General features: G+C 69.2%; 16 protein-coding genes. 10 read left to right on the top strand and 6 right to left on the bottom strand.

Annotated elements, in window-relative coordinates:
- Nucleotides 1–34: 34 nt before the first annotated feature.
- From ACFK0J_RS25420 to ACFK0J_RS25410, 3 genes are read left to right on the top strand one after another with little or no spacing between them, the layout of a single operon-like run.
- A complete protein-coding gene (locus tag ACFK0J_RS25420; RefSeq protein WP_378731407.1) occupies nt 35–1,333 on the top strand; it encodes an ABC transporter substrate-binding protein in 1,299 nt (432 codons plus the stop codon).
- On the top strand, nt 1,330–3,153 hold the full coding sequence (locus tag ACFK0J_RS25415) for a hypothetical protein (RefSeq protein WP_378731405.1): 1,824 nt from the start codon (nt 1,330–1,332) through the stop codon (nt 3,151–3,153). The genes ACFK0J_RS25420 and ACFK0J_RS25415 overlap by 4 nt, the downstream gene beginning before the upstream one ends.
- Nucleotides 3,150–4,859: a hypothetical protein gene (locus tag ACFK0J_RS25410; RefSeq protein WP_378731402.1), complete on the top strand. Its 1,710-nt coding sequence runs from the start codon at nt 3,150–3,152 to the stop codon at nt 4,857–4,859. The genes ACFK0J_RS25415 and ACFK0J_RS25410 overlap by 4 nt, the downstream gene beginning before the upstream one ends.
- Here ACFK0J_RS25410 and ACFK0J_RS25405 read toward each other — a convergent pair.
- Nucleotides 4,856–5,263 (bottom strand): DUF6463 family protein, encoded by a 408-nt coding sequence (locus tag ACFK0J_RS25405; protein ID WP_378731400.1) that lies wholly within the window; start codon nt 5,261–5,263, stop codon nt 4,856–4,858. The two genes, ACFK0J_RS25410 and ACFK0J_RS25405, sit on opposite strands and share 4 nt — an antisense overlap.
- Nucleotides 5,264–5,333: 70 nt before the next feature.
- Between ACFK0J_RS25405 and ACFK0J_RS25400 the strand changes: the two genes are divergently transcribed.
- Together ACFK0J_RS25400 and ACFK0J_RS25395 are read left to right on the top strand one after the other, a co-directional pair.
- A complete protein-coding gene (locus ACFK0J_RS25400; RefSeq protein WP_378731398.1) occupies nt 5,334–5,966 on the top strand; it encodes a TetR/AcrR family transcriptional regulator in 633 nt (210 codons plus the stop codon).
- Between the two features lie 64 nt (nt 5,967–6,030).
- A complete protein-coding gene (locus ACFK0J_RS25395; RefSeq protein ID WP_378731395.1) occupies nt 6,031–6,708 on the top strand; it encodes an O-methyltransferase in 678 nt (225 codons plus the stop codon).
- A 6-nt stretch (nt 6,709–6,714) separates the two neighbouring features.
- Here ACFK0J_RS25395 and ACFK0J_RS25390 read toward each other — a convergent pair whose 3' ends face one another.
- Together ACFK0J_RS25390 and ACFK0J_RS25385 are read right to left on the bottom strand one after the other, a co-directional pair.
- A complete protein-coding gene (locus tag ACFK0J_RS25390) occupies nt 6,715–7,713 on the bottom strand; it encodes a zinc-binding dehydrogenase (protein ID WP_378731393.1) in 999 nt (332 codons plus the stop codon).
- Nucleotides 7,714–7,766: 53 nt separating this feature from the next.
- On the bottom strand, nt 7,767–8,447 hold the full coding sequence (locus ACFK0J_RS25385; protein ID WP_378731391.1) for a TetR/AcrR family transcriptional regulator: 681 nt from the start codon (nt 8,445–8,447) through the stop codon (nt 7,767–7,769).
- A gap of 91 nt (nt 8,448–8,538) precedes the next feature.
- On the opposite strand from ACFK0J_RS25385, the gene ACFK0J_RS25380 reads away from it, so the two are divergent.
- From ACFK0J_RS25380 to ACFK0J_RS25360, 5 genes are all read left to right on the top strand, one after another.
- Entirely contained in the window at nt 8,539–10,041 is a 1,503-nt protein-coding gene (locus ACFK0J_RS25380; protein ID WP_378731389.1) for an MFS transporter, read from the top strand.
- 160 nt (nt 10,042–10,201) lie between these two features.
- Nucleotides 10,202–11,071, top strand: coding sequence for an SDR family NAD(P)-dependent oxidoreductase (locus tag ACFK0J_RS25375; RefSeq protein WP_378731387.1), 870 nt, complete (start codon nt 10,202–10,204; stop codon nt 11,069–11,071).
- Between the two features lie 456 nt (nt 11,072–11,527).
- The gene (locus ACFK0J_RS25370; protein WP_378743003.1) at nt 11,528–12,169 is read left to right on the top strand and encodes an urease accessory protein UreF; all 642 of its coding nucleotides are present in this window, start codon (nt 11,528–11,530) and stop codon (nt 12,167–12,169) included.
- A gap of 26 nt (nt 12,170–12,195) precedes the next feature.
- Nucleotides 12,196–12,915 (top strand): urease accessory protein UreG, encoded by a 720-nt coding sequence (ureG, locus tag ACFK0J_RS25365; RefSeq protein WP_378731385.1) that lies wholly within the window; start codon nt 12,196–12,198, stop codon nt 12,913–12,915.
- Nucleotides 12,905–13,561, top strand: a complete 657-nt coding sequence (locus ACFK0J_RS25360; protein ID WP_378731383.1) for an urease accessory protein UreD — start codon at nt 12,905–12,907, stop codon at nt 13,559–13,561. Before ureG ends, ACFK0J_RS25360 begins: the two co-directional genes overlap by 11 nt.
- Here the strand turns inward: ACFK0J_RS25360 and ACFK0J_RS25355 are convergent.
- The 3 genes from ACFK0J_RS25355 to ACFK0J_RS25345 form a co-directional block, all read right to left on the bottom strand.
- Nucleotides 13,538–13,681: a hypothetical protein gene (locus tag ACFK0J_RS25355; RefSeq protein ID WP_378731381.1), complete on the bottom strand. Its 144-nt coding sequence runs from the start codon at nt 13,679–13,681 to the stop codon at nt 13,538–13,540. The genes ACFK0J_RS25360 and ACFK0J_RS25355 overlap by 24 nt on opposite strands.
- 216 nt (nt 13,682–13,897) lie before the next feature.
- Complete coding sequence (locus ACFK0J_RS25350; RefSeq protein WP_378731379.1) at nt 13,898–14,614, bottom strand: hypothetical protein; 717 nt, start codon at nt 14,612–14,614, stop codon at nt 13,898–13,900.
- Nucleotides 14,615–14,961: 347 nt separating this feature from the next.
- Nucleotides 14,962–16,455: an NAD(P)/FAD-dependent oxidoreductase gene (locus ACFK0J_RS25345; protein WP_378731377.1), complete on the bottom strand. Its 1,494-nt coding sequence runs from the start codon at nt 16,453–16,455 to the stop codon at nt 14,962–14,964.
- Between the last annotated feature and the right edge of the window lie 198 nt (nt 16,456–16,653).

Raw genomic sequence — 16,653 nt, 5'->3', positions numbered from 1 at the left:
GTCACTCGAAGTAGGCGTGGCGGCACGGGGGGACATGCGAACCAGGCGGGAACTGCTGCAAGTGGCCCTGGTGGGGCCGCTCGCCGCCGCCTGTGCCCCGGATCTGCTGCTCGGCAACCCCGGTGTGATCCGCATCGGGGTGTCCTGGAGCGGATCCGAACTGGCGGCGTTCCGCGCGGTGCTCGCCCGCATCGGCTACGACAACCGGCGGGTCGATGTCGTTCCGCTGGGCGACGAGATCGAGACCGCGTTCACCGCGGGTGGCCGGTCGGCACCCGACCTCGTGATGCTGCCGAGGGCGGGCCGGGTGCGCGAGCTTGCCGAGCAGCGGAAGCTGCGGCCGGTCGCCGAGACGCTGTGGAAAGACGAGCTCGGCTGGCGCTATCCGGATGTCTGGCGGGAATTGTTGTGGCACAACGAAAAACCGTACGGCGTGCCGTTCAAGGCGGCGGACAAGTCGCTGGTCTGGTACGACCGGCAACTGGTCGAGCAATACCGCCTCGGGGACCCGGCCGGCTGGACGTTCGCCGACTGGGTGGACCGGATGGAAGTGCTCGCCGAAACCCCGGTCCGGCTGCTCGCCCTGGGCGCGGCGGACGGCTGGGTATTGACCGACGTGTTCGAGAACGCGCTGCTCGCCGAATCGCCCCGGTGCTACGACGAGGTGGCCGCCGCAGGCGACGATCGGGCCTGGGATAACCCGGCCGTGCGGGCCGCCTTCGGTCACCTCGGTGCGCTGTGGGGACAGCGGCACGCGTTTCCCGGTGGCGTCGCCGCCGTGCTGACCCGCCAGTTCCCGGACGCGGTGCGCGAGGTATTCGAGCACCGGCGGGCGGTGATGGTCGTCGAGCCGGACTTCGCCGAGCCGATCGTGCGCGCCGCCGTGCGCCGGTCCGGGCGGCGCACGCAGGACGCGGTCGGTGTCGCCGGGTTCCCGGCAGTCGATCAGGAGATAGGTGCGCCGCGCATTGTCGGCGGTGACGTGATGGTGGTGACCGAGTCGGCGACCGACCGCGCCATGGAATTGGTTGCGGCACTTGCCACCCCGACGGCGCCGCTGCCGTGGATCGAAGACTATGGCGGCTTCATCGCCCCGAATCTGCGGACGAACGCGCGGTATTCGACACTGCTCGGACCGTCGGCGCGCACGCTGAGTTCGCGCAGCGCGTTCGATCTGTCCGATCGGATCGGCGCGGTTGGTGGCCGAAATGGGCTGTGGCGCATCCTGACCGACTTCCTTACCGCCATCGGGGACGGGGCAACCGACCGGCTGGACGACGCGATCGATCGGGCGATCGCCGCCCTTGACGCGGTGGATCGGCGGCGGCGATGACGGGCCCGCCCCGCTATCGGGCCGACGGGCTGGAGCTCGAACTCGCCACCCGCCGCATGCGCGGGCCACTGATCGCGGGCAGTCATCCGCGCCGGTGGATCGGCTGGGCGGCCGGGCTGCCCGCGACCGTGCTGACGGTGTCGCTGGTGGTCGTGCCGGTGGTGTGGACGGTGCTGATCGCGGTGCGGGCGCGGCCGTTGGTGGTGACATCGTGCGTGCTGGTCGCGGTCGGTGCGGTCGGTGTGACGCAACTCGTCAGGCACCGTTGGTACGGCGGGATTCGGCTGCTGCTGTGGCCGCCGCTGCTGGTTGTCGTCGTCGCTGGTCTGTGGCTGCTCGGCGCCGCGCTCGGCCGGGACGGGAGCTGGGCGTATCTGCGCACGCTGGTCTGGGTGCTGTTCGGGATAGTGCTGTTGGTGGCCGCGCTGGGAATTGCCTGGTGGGGGCGGGACTCGCGGTGGCTGTGGCGGCCGCTGATCGTGCCGTTCGGGATCTCGGCGGTGGTATCCGGCGTCGCCTTCCGGCTGATCTTCCAGTACCTCGGGGACCGGCTCGGCATCAACAGCGTCGGCGGCTACCGAGTGTGGTTCGCGGTGATGCTGGGTTCGGCGTTCCTGTGGACCTGGTTCGGCTTCGTGACCGGGCTGTTCCGGGCAGGCATCCGCGCCATCGAGACCGATCCGGTGCGCACCGGTCACCTGCATCGTGGCGACGGCCGGCCGATGGCGCTGCGGCTCTATGAGTTACTGCGCCCGGTGGTGCTGATCGTCGGGCTGGCCGTCGGTGTGGCCGCGGCCCGAATTTTCGATGTGGTGTTGATCGGCGTGCCGGGTTCGATGCAGTACCAGGTCGACAGTGCGACCGTGCACTGGTGGCGGTTGGCCGTCGACGCCGAGGTCGACGCGGGCGAGGCGGCCGCGTACGGGTTGCCGCTCGCGGTGCTGGTCGGGTTCGTGGCGTGGCTGCTGCAGACCGATGTGCGCAGGCACCGGACAAGTTGGTCCGCACCGGCGGAACCGGTCGGGGTCGAGCCGCGGCAACGGTTCGGATTCCGTCGGGCGCTGGGGGTTTCGGCGGTATCGGCGTTGGCGCTGGTTCCGATCGGCGTGCTGGTGCTGGCCTGCCTGCAGGACCGGAACGGTTTCGGTTTCGGCGCGGTCGCCCGCGTGTGGCGGGATCCGGCATTGCTGCGGTCGCTGGAGACCTCCGCGTGGGTGGCGGGTCTGACGACCATCGTCGTGGTGGCCGCCGCGGTGCCGGTGGCATATCGGCTCGCGGCACTGCGACCGAACCGGCCTGCCGCGAGCATCGCGGTGGTCTCGCTGGTGGTGCTTTCGGTGCTGCCGGTGCAGAGCTACCTCGGCCCGGTGAACACCTTCATCGATACTTATGGACTGTCCGGCACTCGAATCCCGTTGATCCTGCTGCACGCGGCGGCCGGACTGCCGATCGCGATCCTCGTGCTACGCGGTGCCCTGCTGGCCGCGCCGGGTAGCTCGGCCGCCGACGCATTGCACGGGCTGGCCGGTCCAGGAACGATCGCGCGGCGCGTGCTGACCTCGGCGGGCCCGGCACTCGGCGCGGTGGCGGTCCTCGAATTCATCCAGGTCTGGAACGATTTCGTGATCGGGCTGCTGATCAGCGGGGCGGGCGCGACCCCCTGGTCGCTGCTGCTGTGGGGCGAGGCACGCCAATTCACCGAGAACTCGGCCCAATTGGCGGCCGGTTCGCTGATGTCGGCGATCCTTCCGGTGGCGTTGCTCCTGGCGACCTGGCGGCGGTGGCTGGTGCCCGGACTGACCGGGGGAGCTTTGCGATGAGTCAGCCCGAAGAGCCGCGCGACGGTGCGGCTTCGGCGGAGCCCAGCACGCCGAGATCGTCTATCTGGCAAGGGTTTCTGGGCACGGCGTCGGTGGTGGCCTACGCGCTGCTGTTCGAGTTGGCGCGCAACCTGGTGGTGAACTCGTTCGGCGAGAGCACCGCGGTCGAGGTGCTGGCGGAGACGTTGCGCTGGCTTTCGGTGCTCGTTGTCGCGGTGGCGGCGATGTATGTCGGGTACCGGTTCATCCTCCGGTATCGCGAAAGGGTCCGTACCGCACGGGAACTCGAGCTGATCGCCGACCTCGTCGAGCCGGGCCCCCGGGTGCTCGCCCCGGCGGCGGACCCGTGGCCCCCGCCGCCGCGCAGTGCTGATGAGCTGAACGGAAAGGTGATCTGCGCGGTGTTGCGGGATCTGCCCGTACGTGAATTCGAAACGGCCGCACTGCTCGCCGTCTTGACCGCCGCGCTCGACGCACCGGCCCGGTTGCCGTTGGAGCAGCTTCCGCCGCAATCCACCCCGGCCGTGCTGCTCGACGACTTGCGGCGGCAACGGATCGTGACCCTCGTCGGCGCGCAACGCTATTGCCTGCGCCGGGTGCCCCGGCTGCCGGATCGTGCGGAGGTGATCGCGAAGCCCGAGTGGCGGGCGGCTTCGACCGCGCTGGTGCACTACTACGCCGACCGTGCCACCCGCTGGGCGCTCGCGCTGGAATCGGCGCGCTTCGCCGCGGGCGCGCGGCTCTGGTTCGAGGCCGAGGAGCCGTATCTGCGCGAGCTCGTCGCGGCCTGCGCGTCGCTCGGCGCGGCCATCCCGGCCACTGTGGTGCCGGATCTGGTGCGGATCGGTGATGCGCTGGACGGGTGGTACGCCCGAATCGGGATGGCGGAGAACGAGTCCGGGCTGGCCGCCGACCTGTGCGGCGTGCACGGGCTGGAAGACCTTGTGCTGCATCGGGATCTGGCATGGATGCGGGCGGAACGGCTGGGTGACCGGCCGCAACGCTATCGGCCCCGCAATCTGTCCACCGGTCTGGCCGCCCGCTGGGAACACCGTGCGGCGCTGCGTCTGCTGGCCGAATCGCCCACCGATCTGCCCGCGGTGGCGGCCCGGTTGGAGGCCGCATGGTGGTTGCTGCCACGCGAGGATGTGGCGGGCGAGGTGTGCGCCCTGATCAACCTCGCCGTCGTGCATATCCACCAGGGCCGGCTGGATGCCGCCCAAGACCGCTTGGAGCTGGCCGAATCATTGACCCGCACCGGTCGGGACCCAGACGGTCGCGCGCACATCCACGAGACGATGGGCATCGCCTGGTGGGCACGCGGCGAGCCGCGGCGCGCGCTGCGCTGCTGGCAACAGGCGCTCACCGGCTACCGCGCCTTGGCCGACGACCTCGGCACCGCCCGCTGTCTGCGCCACCTCGGCTCCGCCATGGTCGTCGCTCCCGAACACGGCGGCACCCTGCTCGGTGCCGACCCACCGCTGACCCGCGCCGAGGTGCACCGCCAGGCCGGCGGCTGGCTCGCCGAGGCTCACCGTCTGCATCCCGCGCCGCACTACCCGGAAAACTATGGGGCCGAGGCTCGTTCGGCGCTGGGTGCGGACCGTCGCTGGAACGGAATGCGCAGATTCCCACCTCGGCCGGACGGGCCGGTCGTGCTCGACCGTTGGCCGCTGCCCGTCGGCGATCCCGCGGCGTCGGGCTAACCGGCCTGCGGGACGCCATCGATCGCCGGGGCGGCGGCGGACCGTCGAACACCGACCAGGAGCAGGACGGCGGCGACTCCCGCCACCAGCCACGGAGCCGGTTCGAGGATCACGGCACCCACGCCGATCCAGGCGAGCAACGCCCAAGGCAAGAAGACAGGCGGCACGATGTCGCGCCGGTCCATCCACTCGATGAGCAAACCGATCAGCAGCAGCGGCAGCCCGAAACTGCCCGGGCCCAACCAGAATGCGCCGACGGCCGGGCGCAGTTCGGTGACATCGGTGCCGTCGAACCACAGCTGGAACGACAGCCACTCGCCGAGGTAGCGCGAGCTCAACAGTGTCCCGACAGTGAGGTGCAGGGCGCCGAGGAACGCGAGGATGCGGCCGGACCAGGTGATCATGAGTTGCTCCGTGCTCCGTCTAGATACGAGACGGTTAGTTCCGATACTACTGGTCTCGTATACTGCCAGCATGTCGACCGCTAAACAAGCCGGAGGACGTCCCCGCGAGAGTCGGGTGGATCACGCGCTCGCCGAGGCAGTTCGGGCGCTGCTGACCGAGCACGGCTACGCGTCGCTCACTGTCGACGCCGTCGCCGCCCGCGCCGGGGTGAGCAAGGCGGCCATCTATCGGCGGTACGCGACCAAACAGGAGATGACGTTCGCGGTACTGGTCCACGATCTCCGCGAAGAACCGCCCGCGGACACCGGATCGTTGCGCGGCGACCTCACCGCGCTGGCCGCCCGGATCGGCGACCAGATCGGCCGATCCGCCGCCGACGTGATGACCGGGCTGCTCGCCGACGTCCGGGCCGACGCGGCGCTCGGTGCCCGCTTCGCCGCTACCTACCTGGCGGTCGAGCGCTCCGTCATCGCCACCCTGCTGGATCGCGCTGTGACCCGTGGCGAACTACCGGGGCGCCCGGACGCGGCGGTCGTGCACGCGCTGCTGCTCGGCCCGCTGTTCAGCTGGCTGATCGTGCTCGGCGAGGATCCCGATCGCATACCGGAGTTCGCCCCCGTGGTCGCCCGGATCGTTGCCGACGCGCTGATCGCAGGCGCTCTGCCGCCCGGCGCCCAGGACGGACGGTCGGGCGGGTCCTGATTGTGACGGAGGCTACCGATCAGACGAGCCCGGTGGGGCGCGTCACGGTGGCAGACTTCCTGGTATGACAACAGCTGAATGGGCCGACGTGGACCGCTACATCGTGGACACGCTGGTGCAGGACGAGGAGACGGCGGCGGCGCTGACGGCGAATGCCGCGGCGGAGCTCCCCGCGATCGATGTGTCACCGCCGCAAGGGAAGTTCCTGTATCTGCTCGCGCGGACCGCCCGGGTGCGGCGGGTGCTGGAAATCGGCACGCTCGGTGGCTACAGCACGATCTGGCTAGCCCGGGCGGTGGGCGCGAAGGGGCAGGTGGTCACCCTCGAATTCGAGCCGAAGCATGCCGAGATCGCGCGCCGCAACCTCGACAGCGCGGGGGTCGGCGATCGCGTCGAGATCCGGGTCGGCGCGGCCCTCGACACACTGCCGGTGCTGGCCGGGGAAAGCCCCGACCCGTTCGACTTGGTGTTCATCGACGCAGACAAGGTCAACAACCCGAACTACGTCCAGTGGGCGCTGCGCCTGACCCGGCCGGGCTCGGTGATCATCGTCGACAATGTCGTCCGCAACGGCGGTCTCGCCGACGCGACTTCGGACGATCCGACGATCACCGCCAGCCGCGCAGTGCTCGAACTGCTCGCCGCCGAACCCACCCTGGACGCCACCGCCCTACAGACTGTCGGCAGCAAAGGCTGGGACGGCTTCGCCTACGCCGTAGTGAACGGCGACCCGACCGACTGACTCATCTCATTCCGGAATCAGGACGACCTTGCCGGTGGTGGCGCGGGTCTCCAGGGCGTGGTGCGCGGTGGCGGCTTCGGCCAGCGGGAAGCGTTGTACCGCAGGGCGAAGCCGACCGGCGGCGGCCTCGGCGAGCGAGCGGCTTTCGAGGACACGGATGTCGCCGCCTGCGCGCTGCAGCATGGGTGGGCCGAGGACGAATTCGGAGGTGATGCCGCGGTCGGCCAGCTCCTCGGCTGAGAAGGTCAGGGCAGCTGCGTCTTTCGGGCTCTGGCCGGATGCGCCGAAGACCAGGTGCTGCGCGCCCTTGCCCAGGAGGTCGAGGGCGGCGCGGGCTGTTTCGCCGCCTACCGAATCGAACAGGACAGTGGCGGCGCGGTCGCCGAGGAATTCGCGGACCTGATCGAGCCAGTCGGGGAGTAGGTAGTCGACGGCCAGGTCGGCGCCATTGCGTTGCACGAGTGCGACTTTCGCGGGGCCACCGGTGAGCCCGATTGCAGTCGCGCCCGCGTTCTTCGCGTATTGCACCAGTAGCGTGCCGATTCCGCCCGCCGCGGCCGTCACGATCGCGACGCTGTCCGGGCCGAGCTCGGTGAACTGCAGGATGCCCATGGTGGTGCGGCCGGTGCCGATCATCGCCACCGCCTCGGCCGGTTCGAGGTTCGCCGGAATCTCGTGCAGCCGAGCAACTTCGGTCACGGCCAGCTCGGCATAGCCGCCCGGCGCCATGCCGAGATGCGCCACCACCTGCTTGCCGACCCAGTCGGAATCGACGTCGGCGCCGACCGCGTCGATGGTTCCGGCGACCTCACGACCCGGCACGGTGGGCAGCTCGGGAACCGGGTACGGCCCGGGCAGTCCCTTGCGGAGCGCGGTGTCGATGAGGTGAACGCCGGCGGCCGCCACGGTGATTCGCACCTGACCCGGACCCGGCGTCGGGTCGGGCAGCGTTTCGTAGCGCAGGTTTTCGGCCGGGCCGAAGGCATGAAGGCGAATCGCGTGCACGGTAGCTCCTGTTCGTGGCTGGACGTCCACCACCGTGCGACATCAACTTAGGTTCAGGTCAAGTCGGCCTTCTGCCGCGCCCTCGCCTCGAACCCGTCGCACAGCGCGGCCAGACCCGCGTAGAGCAGGTCTTCCTGGGACAGGTCGTTGATCCCGCTGCCTTCCAGGTCGGCGAGGGCAGGCGGCACCGGGAATTGTGATCTTCCTTTCAGCATGGTGCGCAGCCCGTTGTCACCCTCCGGGTTCATCCCCTTGCGTGCCATCAACGAGGCGCTGATGTGCGGCAGCGTCGCGCCGGAGATGTGGTTCCACACGGTGAACGCCATGGTCGTCGCCTCGCGCGTGGAGACGTTCAGCTCGGAAAATCCCTCGACCATCCAGGCGAGGCAGGCCAGACTCTGCGGGCCGAAGCTGTAGCGCGGCGTGGCGAAGGTGAGGAGCACCCACGGATGTTGCTGGTAGAGCGCCCAATCGATCTCGGCGGCGATGCGGACCCGGTCGCGCCAGGTCCATTGCTGACCCTCCGCCGACGGGTAGGGATTGCGCCGCGCCACCTCGTCGGTCATCGCGGCGAGCAGTTCGTCCTTGTTCGCGACGTGCCGATACAGCGACATCGCGCCGACGCCCATCTTGTCCGCGATGCGCCGCATCGACAATGCATCGAGGCCCTCCTCGTCGGCAAGCGTTATCGCCGTGTCGATGATGGCGGCTCGGTTGAGCTTGAGCTCAGTCATCCCATGACTCACTTTCACTTCCGGGGGAGCTTGCGTACACTGTACTCCAGTTGTGCGTACGGCGTACGCGAGATGGAGAGGAAACTTCAGGATGACAGACGTTGAGGCCACGCGGGCCACACCGGCGGCGCCCGCTGTCGGCTCGCGCCGTGCCTGGCTCGGCCTTGCGGTGCTGCTGCTCCCCGTGCTGCTGGTGTCGATGGACATCTCGGTGCTGTTCCTGGCGATGCCGACGCTCACCGTCGACCTCGATCCGTCGGCGGCGCAGCAGCTATGGATCCTCGACATCTACGGCTTCCTGATCGCCGGCCTACTGATCACCATGGGCAACCTCGGTGACCGGATCGGGCGGCGCAACATCCTGCTCGTCGGCGCCACCATCTTCGGCATCGCGTCGATCCTCGCCGCCTTCGCGCCGAGCCCCGCGGTGCTCATCATCGCGCGTGCGCTGATGGGCGTCGGCGGTGCGACCCTGTTGCCGTCCAGCCTCGCGTTGATCTCCACCCTGTTCCCCGACGCCCGCGAACGGGCCGCCGCCATCGGCGTGTGGACCGCGTTCTTCGCCGGCGGTTCGGCGGTCGGCCCGATCATCGGCGGCGTTCTGCTGCACCACTTCTGGTGGGGCTCGGTGTTTCTCATCAATATCCCGGTGTTGCTGATCCTGCTCGCCTTCGGTCCGTTCGTGCTGCCCGAGCATCGGGCCGGCGTGCACGGACCGCTGGATCTGCCGAGCGTCGCGCTGTCCATCGGCGGCATCCTGCCGCTGGTGTACGGGATCAAACACGCCGCGGCCGAAGGGATCGACGCCGAATCGATCATCATCGCGCTGATCGGTGTGGTGGTGCTGACCGTCTTCGTGCGCAGACAGCGCCAGCTCGCCGAGCCGCTGCTCGACCTGCGGCTGTTCACCCGCGCCGGATTCTCGGTGGCCATCGGGTCCAGCCTCGTCGGCATGATGTCGCTGGCCGCGCTGAGCTACCTGACCAGCATCTACTTGCAATCGGTCACCGGACGCGATCCGCTCGCCGCGGCGGTGCTCGGCATTCCGATGGCGGTCGCGGTGTTCATCTTCTCGATGAGCGGCGCGCGCGTCGGTCACCGCTTCGGGGCGCGCAACACCTTTGTCTTCGCGCTGACCGCTTCGGCCGTCGGCAATCTCATGTTGTTCGGCGTGGGCGTGCACAGTGGGCTCTGGTGGTACCTGGTCGGGTCCACTATCGCCGGAGTCGGTTACGGCCTCGCCTTCACGCTGGTGTCGGATGTCGCGGTGTCCTCGGTGCCGCCGGAGCGGGCCGGCTCGGCGGTCGGTATCTCGGAGACCAGCTTCGAGCTCGGCAACGCGCTCGGCCTGGCATTGCTGGGATCGCTTGCCGCACTGGTCTTCCGGTCCGGCGGCGACTACGCGTCGACGCTGGGGGAGACCATCCAGCAGGCGGACGGGAACGCGGCGGTGATCGAGTCCGCGCGCGAATCCTTCGTCTCGGGAATGCATATCGCGACCGCGGTCGGTGCCACGGTGCTGATCGCGATGGCGATGATCGCGCGGTTCGCCTCGCCTCGGCACATCAAGGTGAACCCGGGCGCCGGTCACTAGGTGCGCGATGATCACCGGCGGCCACCTTCGCGAGGTCGCCGGTGAACATGCGCCCGAATACCACGCGTCAACTGCTAATAGACGTACCTCCGCATCCGCTACGGCCACGCGCGAGTCTGACGACGGACTCTGACCGGCTCTGCCCGTTAAAGTCGGAAGGGTGAACCAACCTCCGGCGCAGAGCAATGGGCGGCCGATCGCCGAACGAGTAGCGACCCGACTGCTGTATCCGACCTCACGCCCGCGCGAAAAGACGCTGCGCGAGGCCGTGGACGGCAAGGTCGTTCTGGTCACCGGCGCGTCGCACGGCATCGGCAAGGCCAGCGCCCGCAAGCTCGGCGCGGCGGGCGCGATCGTGCTGCTGGTCGCCCGTTCCGCCGAAGACCTGCACCAGGTTGCCGCCGAGATCGAGGCGGACGGTGGCACCGCGCACGTCTATCCCACCGACCTCACCGACATGGACGCTGTCGAACGGCTCGGTCGGCAACTGCTGGCGGAGCACGGCCACCTGGATGTGGTGATCAATAACGCGGGCAAGTCGATTCGCCGTTCGATCAGCAAGTCCTACGACCGTTTCCACGATTTCACCCGCACCATCGACATCAACTATCTCGGCCCGGTGCGCCTGCTGCTCACCCTGCTGCCGGATATGCGCGAACGCAAACAGGGCCACATCGTCAACATCTCGACCTGGGGTGTGCTCATGCCACCCGCCCCGCAGTGGGCGGCCTACGGCGCGTCGAAGTCGGCCTTCGACGTCTGGCTGCGCAGCGTCGCCGCGGAGGTCTCCGCCGACGGCGTCACCACCACCTCCATCTACATGCCGCTGGTACACACCCGAATGAGCGCGCCCACCGACTTCAGCCGCGTCCCCGGCCTCACCGTCGACGAAGCCTCCGACCTCGTCTGCCACGCGGTCACCGCCAAACCCCGCGAGATCGCCCCATGGTGGTCCGGCCCGGTCCAAGCCTGGACCGACCTCACCCGCAACCAGGTCCAGCGCTTCTTCGAACGCGCCTTCCGCCGCTGACCGCGCCACCGCCCGGGACATGACGAACCCGCCACTCAACGCTCGCCACCGTCATGTCCCATCGCTGTCGCGATGAACGGACCGTGCCAGTCGAACGGGACATGGCGGAGCCGCTACTCGATGTTTGCCGCCGTCGTGTCCCGTTCGCTGTGGCGATGAGCTGGCCGTGCCAGTCGAGCGGGGCATGGTGGGGCCGCTATTCGGTGTTTGCCTCCGTCGTGTCCCGCGGGCTGATGCGGTGTGCTGGCCGGGACATGGTGGAGGCGCTGCTTGATGTTCGTTGGCGTCGTGTCCCGTTCGCTGTGGCGGTGTGCTGGCCGTGCCAGTCGAACGGGACATAGTGGAGGCGCTACTCGGTGTTTGCCTCCGTCATGTCCCACTCGCTGACCGATGGGCGGCGGCGCCACCCGGACACGCCCGCGACACGCCGGGGCTTAGGATCGCTCGGTGGGTGAAATGGGTCCGACGAGTCTGGCGATGTTGTTCGCGCTGGCGGATTCGCGGTTGCCGATCGGCGGGCATGTGCACTCCGGTGGGGTGGAGGAGGCGGTGGCGTCCGGGCTGGTGCGCGATGTCGCGACGGTTGAGCTGTACCTGCGTCGGCGGATCCGGACCTCGGGACTGGTCGCGGCCTCGCTGGCCGCCGCGGTGTGCGCGGGCGCGCTCGAACCGCAGCGGGCCGAGGCCGAGGCGGACGCGCGGACACCGGCGCCCGCCGCGCGCACGGCGTCGCGGGCACAGGGCCGTGGCCTGCTGCGACTGGCCAAACAGCTGTGGCCACACCATGATTGGTCGCCGCTGGGCACCCGGCCGCACCTGTCGACGGTCTTCGGGATGGTCGGCGCCGCCTGCACCGTGCCGCCGCAGGAGATCGCGGGGGTGGTCGTCTACACCACCCTGACCGGCGCGGCCACCGCCGCCCAACGGCTGCTCGCGCTGGACCCGGCCGCCATCGCCGGATGCACCGTCCGCCTCGCCGACCTCTGCGACCGCACCGCGGCGGAAGCGGCCGACGGTCTCGCCTGCCTGTCCGACCCGTTGCAAGACGTCCTCGCCCAGCGCCACCTGCGCCGCGATATGCCCCTGTTCGCCAGCTGAGTCCCCGAAAGAAGGAGAGCGCCACAATGCCCCCGCACCTGATCGACGGTGAACCGCACGACCACACCCACGATCGGCCGAAACGTCAACGCACACCGGGTGAAGCGCTGCGCATCGGCATCGGCGGGCCGGTCGGCTCCGGCAAGACCGCGCTGGTCGCCGCGCTGTGCCGACAGTTGCGCGACGAACTTTCGCTCGCCGTGCTGACCAACGACATCTACACCACCGAGGACGCCGACTTCCTGCGCAGGCACGCGGTGCTACCGGACGAGCGGATCACCGCTGTGCAGACCGGCGGCTGCCCGCACACCGCCATCCGCGATGACATCACCGCGAATCTGGACGCCATCGACGACCTGATCGCGGCGAATCCGCCACTGGATCTGATCCTGGTGGAATCCGGCGGTGACAACCTCACCGCGACGTTCTCCTCGGGCCTGATCGACGTGCAGATCTTCGTTATCGACGTCGCGGGCGGCGACAAGGTGCCGCGCAAAGGCGGTCCCGGCGTGACGTTCTCGGACCTGCTCGTGGTCAACAAGACCGATCTCGCCCCGCTGGTCGGCGCGGATCTCGGGGTGATGGAGCGGGACGCGGCGAAGGTGCGTGAAGGCCGCCCGACCGCGCTGATCTCGCTCACCGACGACCCGGCCGCGACGCCGGTGCTGGCCTGGGTGCGCGAGCAGTTGCGTGCCATGGCGGAACAGGATCGGCGGACCGGCGCCGAATCCGCTGTTGCGCACTGACGTAAAGATCGTCGCGACCGCCGCCGCGCTGCCCGAGATCCACGCGAGCGGCGGGTTGTCGGCCCGCCGCACCGGCCCGCACACGGTGCACCTGATCGGCACCGCCGCGACCCCGCTGGGCGGGGACGAACTCGACATCACCATCGTGGTCGGTCCCGGTGCGCGGCTGGTGGTCCGTTCGGTCGCGGCCACCCTCGCGTTGCCCAGTGTGCGGACGCCATTGTCCTTGGCGCACTGGCGGTTCCAGGTCGACAGCGGGGGAGAGCTCGACTTCGACCCGGAGCCGACGATCGTGGCGGGCGGCGCACACCACCAAACGATCACCTCGATCCTGCTGGCCGCGGACGCTCGGCTGCGGCTGCGGGAGCGGGTGCAAATCGGACGCTCCGGTGAGGACAGTGGTGGCTGGCGCGGGGACTTGATCGCCGATGTCGGCGCAACCCCGTTACTGCGGCATCGTCTGGAGTTGGGTGCGGGCACCGCCGCGGATGACGCGCTCGCGGCCCCCCGAGCGTTGGAAAGCGAACTGCGCTACCCGGACGATCGCCCGGTGGAGACGACGGGTCTGACCGAGATGCGCTTACCACTGGCAGCAGGCGGAAGCTTGCTCACCCGGACGAGCTCACTGCTCGTCGCCGCCCACTGATCGGGGCGGCCTAGCGGCGCGTCGCCGCCACTTGCGGACCAGGAATGCGGCCGCCACGCCGACTATCCCGAAGAAGGGCACCGCGCCCAGCAAGACGACCATCCAGTCGCCTGTTTCCATGGCACCCCTCCCGCCAATTGCTGTCGTGTTGCGCTGATCTTGACCATAAAGCGACTCGCCCAGAGCGACTCGCCGAGCCCGCTCCGCGCCTCGGTGGCGGCCGTCACGTTCGAGTGTGGCGGCCCCGGAACGGGAGATAGAGAAAGGGTGGGAACTCGACAGTGTCGTCGGGCTCCCACCCTTTTTCGGTCTGCACGCACTAGCCACTCGAGTTGGTCAGTCGCCGACGACCCGCGAGGGGGCGTTGAACGCATTGACCGCACCGACGGCCGCACCGGCCGCCGCGCCGATCGCCGCCGCGGGGACGGTGATCACGGCAGCGCCGAACGAGGCGCCGAGCATGGGCCCCGCGACGATGCCGACCGGCACGAACGGCAGCCCGACTACCAGGCCCAGCGTGCCACCGACGAGCCCGGAGACCGCCGCGAACGGCGCACCGGATGCCGCACCCGCCATCGCGCCCAGGGCCGCCGTGCCGACGGTCTGCCCGGCGATCCGGTCCGACCGGCTGCGTTCCATCCCGATCGAGTCCAGGAAGGTCGCCAGGTTGGCCTCGATCATGGCCGAGTTGTCGTTGATCTGGATCGCTTGTTCCTGGTCGATCCAGTCCGGCGCGTCGACCTGCACGTCGCCGAAGCGGAACTTGCCCGGCGGCGGCGCGATCGGCGGCACCGGTGCCACCGGGATGGGTGCGTGCAGCACGCCGACCGGCGCGAGGTACTTCTTCTCCGGCAGCGGCCGCGACCACTGCAGCGAGCTGCGGGTGTTGTCCGGGATGTTCAAGCCCTCGTACGGCATCGCGTTCGGCGGCTCGGCCGCGGGCCACTGTGCCGGCATGTCCTGTGCCGCCGCATTGGGTTGTGCAGGCTCGGCATTGGCGGTGCCGGTGCCGACCAGTGCGAGGACCAGCGGTACCGCACCTGCCGCGACCATCGAGCCCACCTTTTGCCGCTGTGGGTTGGGGGCTCTGTGCTTGCCTGTGCCCATAGGTAGATCGCCTTTCGTCAGGTCAGAAGAGATGTCACTTTCGACGTCCCACATTCGGACCCACTGGGCACCTGGATGGGTTCATTTTCGGCCGACTCGCCCGCACTGCCGTTGCCGACAAATAGCTACGTGTGGGTTGCGGATGCGCGCCTCAGGCCACCGTCCGGACACTTCCGACATCCCCGGCCTGCCCACCCGAACCGCCTCGGCCCGGAAACCACCGGAGGCGTCCTTCGCTCTGTCGGACAGAACGAAGAACGCCTCCGGATGGCTCAGGCGGTACGGCCGTGGAGCTAGCCCACTCTGCCTTCGATGGCGGCCTTGGCCTTCTCGGCGAGCTTGCCGTTGTCCGCGGGCGGTGCGCCGAGCGCGGCGGCGAGTTCGTCGGCCTCCTCCTCGTCGGAGTTGACCTGCTCGAGCGCGAGCCTGGCGAACACCCACTGCTCGGTGGCGGCCATCTGGCCGCGGCTGCGGCCGAGGAAGGTGACGAACCACTGGATGACGGTGATGATCCGGCTGCGGTAGCCGATCAGGTAGTACAGGTGCAGCGCGAGCCAGGCCAGCCAGGCGATGAACCCGCTGAATTCCAGCTTGCCGACCTGGCACACGGCGTTGAACCGCGACACGGTCGCCATGCTGCCCTTGTTGAAGTACTTGAACGGTTTACGGTCCTGCGGCGCTTGGCCGTGCAGTCCGGCCTTGATCGCCTTGGCCGCGTAGGTGGCGCCCTGGATCGCGCCTTGCGCCTGTCCCGGAACCCCCGGCACCGACATGAGGTCGCCGACGACGAAGACGTTCGGATGTCCCTTGATGGTCAGGTCCGGCTCGACCACCACGCGTCCGGCACGGTCCACCTCGGTGCCGTCCGAGCGTTCGGCGAGCATCTTGCCGAGCGGGCTGGCCTGCACCCCGGCCGACCACACCTTGCAGGACGACTCGATGCGCCGGATGGTGCCGTCGGCGTCCTTGACCGTGACGCCCAGCGCGTCGATATCGGTGACCATGGCGTTGAGCTGGATCTCGACGCCCATCTTCTCCAGCCGCCGCTTGGCCTTGTTGCCGAGCTTCGGGCCCATCGGGCCGAGCACCGCGCCCGCGCCCTCGAGCAGCACGACGCGGGCGTCGCGCGGATCGATGTTGTGGAACGTGCCTTCGAGCGTGCGATCGGCGAGTTCGGCGATCTGCCCGGCCAATTCGACTCCGGTGGGCCCGGCGCCGACCACGACGAAGGTGAGCAGCCGGTCCCGCATCTCCTGGCTGGTGGCCAGCTCCGCACCCTCGAACGAACCGAGGATGCGGCCGCGTAGTTCCAGCGCGTCATCGATGGTCTTCATGCCGGGCGCGTAGGTGGCGAACTGGTTGTTGCCGAAGTACGACTGCTGCGCGCCGGTGGCCACGATCAGGCTGTCGAACGGGGTGACGGTGTTCTGGTTGAGCAGGCGCGAGGTGACCGTCTTGGCTTCGAGGTCGATGTCGATGACATCGCCGAGCAGCACCTGGGCGTTCTTCTGCTTGCGCAGCACCAGCCGAGTCGCGGGCGCGATCTCACCGACCGAGAGGATGCCGGTGGCGACCTGGTAGAGCAGCGGCTGGAACAGGTGCGAGGTGGTCTTGGAAATCAACGTGATGTCGACGTCGGCGCGCTTGAGGTGCTTGGTGCCGAACAGGCCGCCGAAGCCGGAGCCGATCACCACCACCCGGTGACGACGGTTCTCGACCGACGGAGTGCGCCCGCCCGTCTCCCGGCCACCGCCCCTCACCGAATCGCTACGCGATGCTGTGCTCATCGTCCTGCTCCTCGACAGACCTGGGGTTTGGCCCCCGCGAACGGTTGTTGACAGGTCCCAACCGTAGTCGGGTCGATCTCGACCGTCACGGCGACATCCCTGTTCCGGGTGTGTTGCGCCGGTGATGCCGCGGTGCCGCCGGGCCGCGTTCGCTGTCCTGTGTTGCGGCGAACCGACCGAATGAATGCGCGAAAGAGA

The organism is Nocardia brasiliensis (assembly GCF_042691675.1).
In the GTDB taxonomy this organism is placed as follows: domain Bacteria; phylum Actinomycetota; class Actinomycetes; order Mycobacteriales; family Mycobacteriaceae; genus Nocardia; species Nocardia brasiliensis_D.
Note: the sequence above shows the minus strand (reverse complement) of the source record. Positions and strands in the feature narration are given on the sequence as shown.